This is a genomic window from Microbulbifer mixtoriginis (SeqCode), from assembly GCF_052466765.1.
Genome location: NZ_CP174289.1, coordinates 3,905,323 through 3,918,309 on the forward strand (window position 1 = coordinate 3,905,323; position 12,987 = coordinate 3,918,309).

Below are 12,987 nucleotides of genomic sequence, written 5' to 3' on the forward strand. Positions count from 1 at the left end.
CCCGGGCAATATCTGTACCGGGACATTATCAGGTGTGAAGGGATGGATACCCGGGAGTATGCGGACTAGCCGCCGTAGTCAACGGATTAATATTTTGCGAGTTCTCTTTGCCTTCCTGCTTATCGGTTTTGTATTACTGCCCTTCCAGCAGGCAGTAGCCATTCCTTTTTTTTCCAAACTTCCCGCTTTTTCACTGTATGTGCAGGGCGACCCGCAATTGCAGGAAAAATTGACTAAAGAGCTCAATGAGTTGCGTAAGAATAGTAGCGCCCTTGAGAGTTATGAAAACCTGCGGGATATCGCTCATTATGAGCGTGGAAATCTGGAAAAAATACTGCGCGCTGAGGGGTATTACGATGCTACTGTACGGGAATCGGTGCAGGGTAGTGAAATTATTTACCAAGTAATTCCCGGTCCTCAGTATTTGATAAAGAGCCTGGATATTGAAATGCCCGCGAATCTGCGGGCGGGCTTTCCCGGCTTGCCTATTTCTATCGGCGATCCATTACAGGCAGATGAGGTACTCGAAGGTGTGCAGACCATCACCAGATACCTTAATGAAAATGCCTGTCTGCTCAATGTCGATGTTACCTATCAAGCTACAGTGATTCACCAGGAGGCAGCTGCACGTTTGGTGTACCGTGTGGCACCCAGTCCAGAGGTGTTGGTGGGTGAGGTAGAAATCCTTGGTGCCACTTCTGTTGAAGATGACTATTTGCGCAGTAAGTTGAATATTAACCCTGGGGATTGTTTCAGTCGCAGTAAGCTGGATGCGGCTCAATTGCGTTTATTGCGCACTAATTTAATTTCCAATGTAACTCACCAGATATCAGAGCCCTATAACGGTCTGGTTGATGTCATCTTTATTGTGCAGGAGCGCAACCACCGCACTATTACTTTGGGGGTGGGGTACACCTCTGATGAGGGCCCCGGTGTATCTGCCAGCTGGGAACATCGCAATATTTTTCACCGTGGCGAAAAGCTGGAAGTGGAGAGTAAAGTGAATAAGGTCAAGCAAACTCTAGAGAGTAAGTTGACCATACCGCGTTTTTTTAGGGATAAACAGCGCTTTACTGCGAGTGTGGCCTTAACCGGTGAGGATGTAGACTCCTACAGTTCCAAGGCCTTGACCCTTAAGGGGCTGGTATCGCGCAAGCTGAGTAAGCACCGTACCATCAGTGGTGGGGCTGAACTGAAATTCAGCCGTGTGGATGAAAAAGTAGATGGTGCTGTGGAGGATGGGGACCCGGATGAAAATTATCATTTATTGGCGTTCCCGTTGGGTTTTAAGTTAAACACAACAGATAAGCCTCTGGATGCCCGTCGTGGCGCCACCACAGCACTGGAGATTAAGCCCTATGTGGATCTCAAAAATAACAGTACTTCTTTTGTCAAAAATATCCTGCAGTTAACCGCTTATAAAACGGCGCTATCGGCGCGCTACGAACCAACTTTAGCATTGCGTATCAAGGCCGGCGCCATTACTGGCGCACCCAATTTGGAACTGCCGGCGGATGAACGCTTTTATGCAGGTGGGGGTGGTTCAGTACGAGGTTATGGGTACCAGGAGTTGGGTCCACGTATTGTTGAAATTAATGAGGACGGCCAGGAATCCCTGTCCGATGCGATCGGTGGGCGCGGCCTCAGCGAAATATCAATTGAAGGGCGTTTCCGCTTTAGTAAAACTTGGGGCGGAGTCCTGTTTCTCGATGGAGGAAATGCCTATGAGAATCCACGCCCTAACTTCTCTAACCTCTTCTGGGGGGCGGGATTTGGTGTTCGCTACAATACCTCCTTCGCTCCTATCCGCTTTGACTTAGCCTTTCCTCTGGATAGGCGCGACGGAGTAGATGATCACTACCAGGTCTATGTCAGCCTGGGGCAGGCATTTTGATGTCCAGATGGAGTGTATTGGCTCTGGGCTTTGCTGGCGCACTGCTAGGTTTTTTGCGGGGGTTGTGGCGTTCCCTCGGAGCCGGGGGCTACCTGATCACGGGTCTGGTGCTATTTATTCTGCTTTCATTAATTTACTTTCTAGGCACAGAGCAGGGGCGGGTTAATTTGACCCGCACGGCTTTTTACGGTGCAGAACAGGTAATCAACGGCCTTACGATTGAGGCTGAAGGGATTGGCAGCGAGCGCCTCGGGGCCTGGTTTTTCGAACGTCTTCGGGTCGATTTTGAGAACAATACCCTGGCAGAGGGAAGCCAGCTGGAGTTTCAGCTACAGAGTTTTTCCAGTAATCCAGTCAATATTGAGCGTATCGCTGCCAAAGATTTTCTGCTGAATCTCGATGTGCTGGATGAATTACTTAAATCCTTGACTGAAGCAGAGCAAGAAACTGCACAAGTAGTAGAGGATGAGACGGACACAGTCAAAACTTCCAGCTGGGAAGCCCTGTTGCCGAGTTTTCGCTTAGGAGAGTTAAAGCTTGAGCGATTGCAGTTAATTAGCAGCAAAGTCAGCGATATTCCAGCGCTCTCTGTATCCGCTAATAGCCTGTATCGCTGGGAGGGGCAGCCCACTCAGTTGCAGCTGGAAGTTCGCGAGTTAAAAGGTGGTGATCTGCAGTTTATTGCCGAGGGGCGGGAGCAGCAGCCGGGGCGGTTTGTTCTGGACTTTTCGGCCAGTGAAACAGCTCAGGGCTTTGTGGGTCGCCAGCTACACCTGCCGAAAGGGCAGGCGTTGGATGCACGTGGCAAAATTGCTCTGCGCCGTCGCGATGAGCAGGTACAGATCGATATAGAGTCTATTTCCATTCCACTTTCCCAGCATCAATTGGCATTGACCGGTAGCCTGCTAATTGACCTTTTTCCCTGGCGCATTCACTCCGAAGGTATTTGGTTGCAGGTGGATGGGCGGCGCAGCACTGTTTCAGGCAGTATTGGTGCAAATGAGATCAGTGCTGAGCTTCACCTCAACCGCTTGCCAATTACCCTCTCCCGCCCTTGGCAAGATGTATTACACAGCGGCTGGTTTAGTGCTGATTTAACCCTATCCGGTACACTGCCACTACCCAGTATCTCTGGTCAGATTGAGCTGAATAGTCACTATCGGGAGCAGCCACTGAGTCTGCTGGGTGAGGTGAATACTGATCAGGGGGTTATTCTGTTGGAGTCCCTTCGACTGGCGTTTGCCGGTGCGCAAATTCGTACGGCGGGCGCTATTGATACCGACAACAAGTCCCTGGACATCAATGTAGCGGCGCAAGAGCTGGGGGTTGAAGAGATTCGTCGATTGCTATCTGCTTTACCGCAAACAGAAGCACTAAAAATCCCCGATGACTTCTCTGGGACCCTGCATCAACTTCAGCTACAGATAAAAGGGCCCTGGGACAAGCCGGTTTTTGATGGGGATGTGAGTGCTGTTACCGCTTACCGAGGCCTACAAAATGAGTTGACGGGCAAGGTGAAGGGTAATTTACAGGGGCTGACAATTACTGATCTGAGCTTGGTGGGGGAAAAGCTGAATGTATTCGGTGGCGGCTCGGTGGATATCGAGGCAAAAACACTGAATTTGCAGCTGCATTTGGATATTCGCAACCTCAGCCCTTATGAAGATCTCGGATTTGTCTCTGCACAGGGGGTTAGCCTGGGTTTAAAGGGGCTGCTGGGTGTCGAGGGCCCTTGGTCTAATCCCTACTTGAATGCCAGCCTGGAATCCGATGGTCTGGTTCAAGAATACCGCTATAACCTGAAAGGTGATGCCAACGGAAACCTGGAAAAAATTGACCTGCAAGGCTTGCGACTGGAACTCTTTGCCAACGGCACCATGAACTACTTTGATTCACGACAGTTTCAGGGCCCGCAATCGCCAGTGATTATCCCAGGTATCGCCAAGGGCGCGGTACAGCCTGAGCAGAGCGCGAGTCGCCTGACAGCCCTGGCCGAGGAAGCACAGCGTCTGGGGAAGCAGGGCGTCGTATTGGTGGAGGCGCAGGGAGTAATTGAGCCTAAACGGGACCAGCTCCAGGTGGGAGTGAATGTGCGCAACTTACCCTTGAGCTTGGTGGAAGTGTTTGGAGCAGTATTGCCCACTACTATGGAGGGTGAGCTGAGTCTGGATGGAGAAATTAGTGGGGCGCTTACTAACCCGGAGGTAAGGGCCAGTGTGCTGGCGCAGGGCGGTTACCGCTATGAGCCCTGGGTGCTGCAGGGCGCTCTGGATTATGCCGATAAGAGTTTGATTGTTGAGGGGCTGGAGTATTTGTGGGCGGGACGTAACCAATTGTCGGTCCATGGCAGCCTCAATGAACAACGTCTGGACCTGCAAGTTTTAGGTAGGGCTTCTCTGGAAGATCTCTCCCGTGAGGTAGCATTTAATATCCCCGATCAAGGGGATATCTCCCTGCATGCGAGTATCACCGGTAGCCCACGTCAGCCACAGCTTGAGGGCGATCTGCGTCTCAGCGGCTATATGCCAGGCAGGGAAAAAGGGCGGGTTCAGGTACAGCCGCTCTCTATGGCCCTGGAGTGGTATACCGAGGGCGGTGAGTTGCAAGTGTCTCTGGTAGCTGATCATGGCAATCGACGCGCAGTAGATAGCAGCGCTAGCCTGCTTATTACACCCATAATGGAGCGATTTTTCGCAGATAACCCATCTGGACCTATAAGTGATGTTCCCCTGCAGTTGGTCAGTGATGGTACTGCAGACTTGTCTGTGGTTGCGGAGTTTATGGACCCGAGGGTGAATGTTATGCGGGGCCTGTTGAGTTTCTCTGCTGGTGGTGCAGGCACGCTTGGCGAGCCCCGGCTCAATGGTGCGATAGAACTCAGCGGGGCCAGCTATGAGCACCGGCCCAGTCACACGCGCATTGCCGATATCGATTTTTATATGCGCCTTACACCAGAGGAATGGCGTATTGAGCGTGGCAGTGCCACTGTTGTGGATGGCGGTACGATTAACCTGGGAGGAGCGGTGTTCTTCCCTGAGCAGTCGCCACCACAGATGAGCCTCAATTTAAACCTAAATAGAGCACACTTGTTAAATACTCCGGGGGTGCGCGGTGCCATTTCGGGAGAGGCAATTCTGTCCGGCTCCAGCCAGGATGCGGAAATTACCGGGCGCTTTACTTTACGTCCATTAGGGGTACAGATTGAACAGTGGATCGGTAGCAGTGTTCCGGAAATCCAGGTGGTAGAAGTCCAGGTGGATGGCCCGCAAGTGGAGCGCGCTCCACCGCTACTCAGTAAGATTAACCTGGGGGTGGAAGTGGTTTTAGACCAGCAATCTTATGTGCGTGGTCTGGGGCTTAACTCCCAACTGCGTGGTCAGGTGGATATTCGTGGAACTGCGGCCAAACCCGAGGCTTCAGGAAAACTGACCATTGTGAGAGGTAGCTTTGATCTACTAGGTAAGAAATTTAATTTGCAGGAAGGGGAGGTACGCTTTGAAAATAACGAAGTGGCTGTATTTGTCGAAGGCGTTTACAAATATAGCGACGGTGAAATCACAGCAAATATTTCTGGTTCTGCAACAGATATGGATATTACTTTCAGCTCTGATCCCTCAGCTTCCCAGGATGAAATCTTAGCTCAGCTGCTGTTTGGTAAGTCCTTGTCAGATATTTCTCCGTTGCAGGCGGTACGTTTAGTGAGTGTGGTTCGCAGCTTGCAAACCGGACGCGCTGTGTTAGACCCGGTAGCCAAAACCCGGGAATTGTTGCGGCTGGATACTCTGAATATTGAGCAAGAGGAGGGTGATGAGGGGGATGAGTATGCTCTGAGCCTGGGAAAATATATTACCAACCGTATCTATGTAGAGTTGCAACGTAGTACTGATCCCCTAAGCCCCTGGCAGGCAGAAATGCAGATAGAGATAGGCGAAGACCTTAATCTGGAGTTTAAAACAGCGGACGAGGGCGATAGTGGCTCCGGAAGTGTGGAATTGCAGTGGAAGAAGGATTATTAATTTGCAATTATTAAAAGTTATCAATAAGAATGAAAAGGCTTGCTTTCGACTTGGCAGCTGATAACTCGCTTTATTTAAGTCTTTTCGTTAAAAGAACTTTTGACTGGATCATAGATTTATTCAATTGTTTAATCAGTTTTTTGAGATTTTGATATTCTCAAAGACTATATATATGTAAATGGCTGAATTACTCTCTTTTTTTTGGAAAATGGTAAGAGTGTTCAGAATTTTGCCTACTCTTTAGATGACCTCAAGTGTTTAGTGATTAGCATATTTGTAACCTCTAAAGTGCAGCCCTCTTTTGGTGGGTGATCAACTCCCCAGTTGTCAATAACGATCATCATCGACTCATCAAAAATAGTTGGGCCTTTCTCACGGTAAGCATGCCAGAGTTGATTAGTGTTTTCACACTTTGTCGCCGAAGGGGCACACACTCGAATGTCCCATTGATAAGAGCCGCTTTTGGGTCCTGAGAGAACTTGGCTGGAAGTAAAAGTGATATGCTGGCTAGTGCCACTATCGACCCTGATGGCGCCATGTTGGTTAATCCACTCTGCCTGCTTGGGATGACCTCCCCAATTGGAGGCTAGGTCACCGGGGCCATTGAGGCCCATTGTTTCTACAAAGTCCACTTCTCGTTCCCCGCTGCTCCAACATCCCCCAGATTCTCCACACCAGGGGAACATGTAAACAGCAATCCACTCGGTTGGGTTACATTTGCCCGCAGGAATAGAGATCTTGAAATCTATCGCAGCAATTTCCTCCATCTGTAGGTTTTTATTGCCACATTGGACAGCTGTGGTATAGGCACAAGCCCCTTTGCTATTGCGCCGCATTATGATCGTTGCCGATCCGTCGATACTACTGGGTTGGAAGTCAATTTGGGTGCACCTATTGTATTGAGCAACCTTATCATCCTGATGGTTAAATAAGGGTTGGCACTTAATAGGCGAATTGGCTGATGCGGTGTGAAGCAAAAAAAGAATAAAGGCTCCGAGGATTGGCAGGGCTACTTTTGGCACGATTTATATTCCAGAAGGAGTTGGAAACTATTCAGATATTGGTAGCAATCAAGGGAAGCTATACAAGAATGGTATTGATTGTAGAACAGACTAAGGTGGTTGAGCATTATCCTGTGGGAAGTTTATGGCTCAAATTTATATGCTTGATTCTATTCAAGTAGGCCCTTACTTGAGGATGCCATCTTTGATTGCTCCCTCTAGCATGCTGCTAATCTCAGACCAAAGTTCTTCACTACCCTTTCCAATACGTGCGTTTAAAGAAAATATTTGATCCTTGGTGATGCCGTATTGTTTCCAACTGTGTCCCTCACCATAAATGTTATGTAGTAGGGGAGGGATTCGGTCAATGGCCTTGGCAAATCGGGCGTCAGCCGTTTCTCCAGACTCGAATTCCTCCCATAATTTCATCAATTCTATATTCATACTTCCAGGTAATAATGATAATAGTCGTTCTAATCCTTTCTTTTCTTTAGTCTTTACCTCGTTTGTTTCACTTGAATAGATTATGGTATCCCCTGCATCAATTTCCCCAAGATCATGTATTAGTAGCATTTTTAAAACCCGGTTTATATTAATTGGGTCATTTGAATAATCCTTCAAAATTAGCGCGCATAGACAGACATGCCAGCTGTGCTCTGCGGAGTTTTCGAAGCGATTCAATCCCACTGGTTTTGTTTTCCGTTGAACGTCTTTGAGCTTCTCTATTTCGATAATAAAGCTAAGCGCTTTCTCAATTGCTTCCATTGATACTTCCTGGCATTAGTTTTCTGGAATTATGTTCGATATCATTTTTCTTTTATAAGCTGCCATTAGCTTATTGTATTTCTATGTTGATTTTAAAGAGAAAGAGTTATAGCCCTGGAGAACTATCTGCTTTTCCTCCGACCAGTGTTGCTGGGTCCAGTCGATAGAAGCGGCTCAGTTCCCTGTAGAGCTCTGGATGTAGGGAGCGCATAGCAATGGGGATGGTGTAAAAGCTCTCAGTGGCTACAGCAAAAAATTCAGCGGGCGATTGGGCTCCATATAAATCCAGCACGGAAGGGCTGTCACCGGGGAGCTGGCCAAATTCAGCTTTTTGGCGCAAGCGATGGAATTCCTGGCTCATTACTGCAGCCCAGTTGTCACCATCGTTGGACTTCTCAAAGAGTGGGCGGCCATCAAAGTAGCCATCTTCCTCATCTACTTTATGGGCAAATTCATGTAGAGCGACATTGTGTCCTCGCTGAGGGAACTCTAAATCTTCCTCCAAATCACCCCAGGAGAGTACTACGGGGCCGCGATAGTGTGCCTCGCCTTCCCGTGCGCAGTGCTTGTGGGTCTCTATATAACCCTCTCGGTGAGTTTCCTGGGCAACGTAAGTGTCCGGATAGAGTAGTAAAGTGTAGAGGTTGGGGTAACACTCGTTTTTACGACCTAGCAGTAGAAGGCATGCATGGGCGGCGATCGTGACTTTCATTTTTTCATTCACTTGTAAGCCTTCGCAGCCGACAAATTCTTTGTCATGAAGAAAAAGTGCGATATTCCCACGTAGTTCTTTCTGCTGGCCACTATTTAGATCGTGATATAGAGGAAGCGCTTCCTTGAGAAGCTGTAACTGCTCCTGAGTCAGTACTTGTGCACGTCGATAGTTGATGCGCCAGCGGCGATAAAGAATCGGTATTAACCAAATTGCCAGGGCGAGCAGGATAATTGCAATAAAAGCGCTCATAGATTATGTGCCTGCTGTTTGGCTGAATTATTCTCGTCTATTGAAAAAGTTTCACAGGTCGTACCTTGGTGGTACTTTATTTGTTTCTGCCGTTTATTGAATATCCAAATAGAGGGTAGCTTGCAGAACTGATAGGGGTTTTCCTGCTGATCGTTGTGTGCGGTCCGAAAAAGACGTAACCGAAATGGTTCAGAGAGTGTTATGTATTTATGATCTTGACTGTGAGCTATCCACTTGCTGTTTTTCTCCATCTGCACCATTGAGGCTATCGAGTTAACATTAAAGCTGCGACCAGGCTTTCTTACTTCTCGAAACTCAGTGCTCAATAGTGAGTCTAGGATTGTCAGATTATTGCGATTATCTGTATTGTGTAGAGTTCTTTTATATTTAGTGAGTTGTTTCTGAATCGATACCATACTGGCTGGCCTTTGCTTCAGTCTCTTTGGAATTCTAGCGGGGTGTATAAACCTGGTTGAGCAAAATACAAGTTTGACTTTGCAGTTCTCAGGAAAAAGATTGATGTTGAGAGTTTTCCAATAGGGGTCTATAGCCATACCGCTTTACTATTTTCTGAGTTGGGGGGATTACGTGCCGTTTTCAAGTTCTTTGGCTAGAAAATATGTCTGGCATAGGGGGTGGCTGAGTATAAGTCTGTTTCTATGGTGGAAAGATGCGACTTGATAAATAGCTATTCGGTGTCAACACTTAGGGCGTCTGGGTGATTTTTCTGTCGCTTTGGAGATGGTTATGCGTATGCGCTCCGTTGTTGTTTTTCTCGGGTTGATGTTCGGTGTTCTTGTTCAGGCGGTTGCCCAATCGGGCGGCACACCCTTAAAGGTGGCAATAGCTGGCGATGCTCCCCCCTATGTGATCAACAATGCTACCAGTGGCCTGGAGGTCGATATTGTACGGGAAGCGCTGCCTGGGTATTCGGTGCAGTTTGAACAGATGGGTTTTGCAGAGACAGCCCCAGCACTTGAGCAGGGTAAAGTACAGGCAGCTGTTAATGTGATGAAGAAAGATGATGGTCTTTTTTACTCTAATAACATGATCAGTTTTGCCAATTACGCGATTACCAAAGCTACCGATAAAATGAAAATTGATAGCATTGCTGATTTGGCCGGTAAGAAGGTGATTACTTGGCAGGGAGGGCCTATGGATTTAGGGCCGGAATTTGAAAAGATGTATGGACCCAATGGTACGCAGCGCCAGAATATTATTCAGGCTCCAACAGCCCCCGATCTTGTCGCTCAATTTTGGAAAATGAAAGACGTGGTGGCGGTTGTAGATATGGAGCTGTTTAAGCATTTGAGTAATAAAATGGGACATAAAATGGATCAGGTTAATCTTTTCCCGATCTTCGTTCCAATGACCGATTTCCGTGTAGGGTTCCGTGATCAGAAGGTGCGCGATGATTTCAATAGTGGGCTTGCCAAGCTGTGCAGCAGTGGCCGCTATCAGGAGTTGTTGAAGAAATATGATGTTGTACAGAAGGAGAACATCTGCAAGTAAGCAGGTGTGAGAATCTCCGTATTGTACGGCGAGTGAAGAGGCCCCGGTTGTTATCAAGGCCTTTTCAATTTTTCAGGGACTAACCAAGCTTGGCTATCTTGCCAGCTAACTTAGCTGAAGGTTGTTAGCTATAAGGTAGGTAAAAAGTCAGAAAAATAAAAAGGGCCTGTAACTTGCGTTACAGGCCCTTTTTGTATGGCGCGCTCGGGAGGATTCGAACCTCCGACCGCCTGGTTCGTAGCCAGGTACTCTATCCAGCTGAGCTACGAGCGCGTTATGGGTGCGAACTATAGTCAGTTGATTTGCTTAAGTCAACTGCTTTTAAGGAAAATCCTTTAAAAATCCGCAACTTATCGAACTTTTTCGTCCCTTGGCGCAGGGCCAGAGAGTTCGATAGGGCGCGAATTTTGCCGCGTGGAACGAGAGTTTGCAAGTTCTTTTTAACAATAGTTGCCACAGGCCTTTAGGTGGGGTTGATTGGGACCGCAGAGCGTCGCCCTCATTCGTTAGCCCGAGGCTTTATGAGCCTATACATATGCCGGCTCTGCATAGTTGGCGGAGAACTATACTGATTGTTCCAGCATAAAGGGATTGCGCTTCAATTTGTGGATAGTAGGCTCCCCCAATATCAGTGAGATCTTATGGCAATGGCGGATGACGATGAGAAGGGGAAGAAGTTACCTGCCGAGGAACCAGGTTCCCCTCTCTCTGGCCAGTCTCAGCAGAGCCCACTTGGTTGGCTGCAGTATGTCGTACTCCTTTTCCTGGTGATCCTCACTCTTCAATACTGTTCGAATGGGCAGTTTGGTTCAGAAAGAGAGGTTTTATCTTACAGTGACTTTAAGAGTGCGCTAAGCAAGGGGGAAATTGCCAGTGTACTTTTTGAAGGACAACGTATCACCGGAGTCTTCAAACAAGTAGCCAGTAAGCAGCCCGAGGGAAAGAGTGAGACTAAAGATAAAGCCCAGAAGCCAGAAGAAAAACGCTTTGAGACGACCATACCCCCGGTGCAGGACCCAGAGTTAATGCCCTTACTGGAAAAGCAGCAGGTAATAATTGAAGCGGAATCATCCCAGGGCGGATTTTGGCAAAGGATGGCGATCTTGCTGTTGCCGTGGGTTTTGATAATTGCCTTGCTGGTTTGGTTGGGGCGCCGGATGCAGGCCCGAATGGGCGCCATGACCCCAGGCAATCCATTCAGTTTTGCCCGGTCACCGGCCAAACGCTATGAACGCAGTGAATCCGAAGTGACTTTTGCTGATGTGGCTGGCCTTGCCAATGCCAAGAGGGACTTGCAAGAAATAGCCGGCTACCTAAAAGACCCTGAACACTACCGTAAACTCGGGGCAAAGATTCCTCGCGGTATTCTGCTGATGGGCCCCCCAGGTACAGGCAAAACATTGATGGCCAAGGCTTTGGCAGGAGAGAGTGATGCTCCCTTCTTCAGTATCAGTGGTTCGGAGTTTATAGAGATGTTTGTCGGTGTCGGGGCATCGCGGGTGCGGGATATGTTTGCTGAAGCCAAGAAAGAGGCTCCAGCGATCATTTTTATCGATGAAATTGATTCAGTAGGGCGGGCGCGGGGCACGGGTCTGGGAGGGGGACACGATGAGCGTGAGCAAACCCTGAATCAGATTCTCGGCGAGATGGACGGCTTTGATCCCCAGGAGGCGGTGGTTGTGATAGCGGCAACCAACCGTCCCGATGTGTTGGATGCGGCACTGCTTCGCCCTGGACGCTTTGATCGCAAGATCACCCTGGATTTACCGGATAGGCCTGCTCGAAGGGACATCCTAAGTATTCACACTAAGAATGTCCCACTACATGGGGAAGTCGACCTGGAGCGCTTGGCTGCCTTAACGGCGGGTTTCGCCGGGGCGGACTTGGAAAACCTGATTAATGAAGCCGCGTTGTTGGCGGGCAGGCAAAATAGGACAGCCGTGGATATGGATTGTCTGCTACAGGCCAGGGACAAAGTAGTACTTGGTGGCGAGCGGGAAGTGATAATGGGGGAGGAAGATCGAAAGACGGTTGCCTATCACGAGGCTGGCCACGCCCTCACTGCGATGCTATTACCCCATGCCGATCCGTTGGAGAAAGCCACTATTATTCCCAGGGGACACAGCCTCGGGGCAACAGAACAGATTCCACTAGAAAATCACCACAACATGAAAGTGAGCTACCTGCGTGATCGCATCGGTGTGATGTTGGGGGGTAGGGTGGCTGAGCAGGTCGTGTTTAATGAAGTCAGCAGTGGGGCAGAGTCCGATTTGAAGCAGGCCACCCGCTTGGCCCAGCATATGGTAACGCACTGGGGTATGAGTCAGAAACTTGGACCCGTGGCCTTTCGCCGAGGGGAGGAGCATATCTTTCTTGGTAAGGAAATGGCGCAGCAAAAAGATTTCAGTGAGCATACTTCTGAGATTATTGATGACGAAGTCATCGCCCTGGTCAGCGCAATAGAGGCGGAAGTCCAGAATCTTCTACAGGGCCATCGCAAGGAACTCGATGCCCTGGCACAAGCGCTACTAGAAAAAGAAACCCTCGATGCTTCTGAGATGCATCAAGTAATCACACTTGGGGGCAAAGCAGACTCTTGATCTGCAAGCGGTTAAGGGATCGGATGCATCCTAGCGCTGAATTTGCAGTTGACGAATTGATAAGGAATTGCTCGGCCAGCTTACCGGTGGGTCGTTTGCTATGTACTAATAAGGTGAAAATAATTTGTTACTTCTGGCAATAAAGTGGCTGGACTTAATGGTCAAATCTATTTTTGTATCAAGTGGAGAAATTTGTAATTAGTGTCACACCTTTTTAACAGAATATTCATAAGTA

7 protein-coding genes and 1 tRNA gene are annotated in these 12,987 nt (G+C 48.6%); 4 read left to right on the forward strand and 4 right to left on the reverse strand.

Annotation, left to right across the window (positions count from 1 at the left end):
* The first annotated feature begins 58 nt into the window (after positions 1-58).
* Both ACJJIV_RS17030 and ACJJIV_RS17035 read left to right on the forward strand, forming a co-directional pair.
* Positions 59-1,894 (forward strand): autotransporter assembly complex protein TamA, encoded by a 1,836-nt coding sequence (locus ACJJIV_RS17030; RefSeq protein ID WP_444889710.1) that lies wholly within the window; start codon positions 59-61, stop codon positions 1,892-1,894.
* The gene (locus tag ACJJIV_RS17035; RefSeq protein ID WP_444889711.1) at positions 1,894-5,910 is read left to right on the forward strand and encodes a translocation/assembly module TamB domain-containing protein; all 4,017 of its coding nucleotides are present in this window, start codon (positions 1,894-1,896) and stop codon (positions 5,908-5,910) included. The genes ACJJIV_RS17030 and ACJJIV_RS17035 overlap by 1 nt, the downstream gene beginning before the upstream one ends.
* Before the next feature lie 233 nt (positions 5,911-6,143).
* On the opposite strand, the gene ACJJIV_RS17040 is transcribed toward ACJJIV_RS17035, so the two are convergent.
* From ACJJIV_RS17040 to ACJJIV_RS17050, 3 genes are all read right to left on the reverse strand, one after another.
* Positions 6,144-6,746: a hypothetical protein gene (locus ACJJIV_RS17040; RefSeq protein ID WP_444889712.1), complete on the reverse strand. Its 603-nt coding sequence runs from the start codon at positions 6,744-6,746 to the stop codon at positions 6,144-6,146.
* Between the two features lie 351 nt (positions 6,747-7,097).
* On the reverse strand, positions 7,098-7,676 hold the full coding sequence (locus tag ACJJIV_RS17045; RefSeq protein ID WP_444889713.1) for an HD domain-containing protein: 579 nt from the start codon (positions 7,674-7,676) through the stop codon (positions 7,098-7,100).
* A gap of 106 nt (positions 7,677-7,782) precedes the next feature.
* Entirely contained in the window at positions 7,783-8,640 is an 858-nt protein-coding gene (locus tag ACJJIV_RS17050) for a M90 family metallopeptidase (protein WP_444889714.1), read from the reverse strand.
* A gap of 747 nt (positions 8,641-9,387) precedes the next feature.
* Here ACJJIV_RS17050 and ACJJIV_RS17055 point away from each other — a divergent pair.
* Positions 9,388-10,152: a substrate-binding periplasmic protein gene (locus ACJJIV_RS17055; protein WP_444889715.1), complete on the forward strand. Its 765-nt coding sequence runs from the start codon at positions 9,388-9,390 to the stop codon at positions 10,150-10,152.
* A gap of 196 nt (positions 10,153-10,348) precedes the next feature.
* Here the strand turns inward: ACJJIV_RS17055 and ACJJIV_RS17060 are convergent.
* A tRNA-Arg gene (locus ACJJIV_RS17060) sits at positions 10,349-10,425 on the reverse strand.
* Between the two features lie 368 nt (positions 10,426-10,793).
* On the opposite strand from ACJJIV_RS17060, the gene ftsH reads away from it, so the two are divergent.
* Positions 10,794-12,752, forward strand: a complete 1,959-nt coding sequence (gene ftsH, locus ACJJIV_RS17065; RefSeq protein ID WP_444889716.1) for an ATP-dependent zinc metalloprotease FtsH — start codon at positions 10,794-10,796, stop codon at positions 12,750-12,752.
* Positions 12,753-12,987 lie beyond the last annotated feature (235 nt).

Bases quoted from the DNA above. Each gene is read 5' to 3' on its own strand.
- ACJJIV_RS17040 (WP_444889712.1), bottom strand. From the start codon at position 6,746: ATGCGGCGCAATAGCAAAGGGGCTTGTGCCTATACCACAGCTGTCCAA.
- ftsH (WP_444889716.1), top strand. From the start codon at position 10,794: ATGGCAATGGCGGATGACGATGAGAAGGGGAAGAAGTTACCTGCCGAG.
- ACJJIV_RS17035 (WP_444889711.1), top strand. From the start codon at position 1,894: ATGTCCAGATGGAGTGTATTGGCTCTGGGCTTTGCTGGCGCACTGCTA.
- ACJJIV_RS17050 (WP_444889714.1), bottom strand. From the start codon at position 8,640: ATGAGCGCTTTTATTGCAATTATCCTGCTCGCCCTGGCAATTTGGTTA.
- ACJJIV_RS17030 (WP_444889710.1), top strand. From the start codon at position 59: ATGCGGACTAGCCGCCGTAGTCAACGGATTAATATTTTGCGAGTTCTC.
- ACJJIV_RS17045 (WP_444889713.1), bottom strand. From the start codon at position 7,676: ATGGAAGCAATTGAGAAAGCGCTTAGCTTTATTATCGAAATAGAGAAG.
- ACJJIV_RS17055 (WP_444889715.1), top strand. From the start codon at position 9,388: ATGCGTATGCGCTCCGTTGTTGTTTTTCTCGGGTTGATGTTCGGTGTT.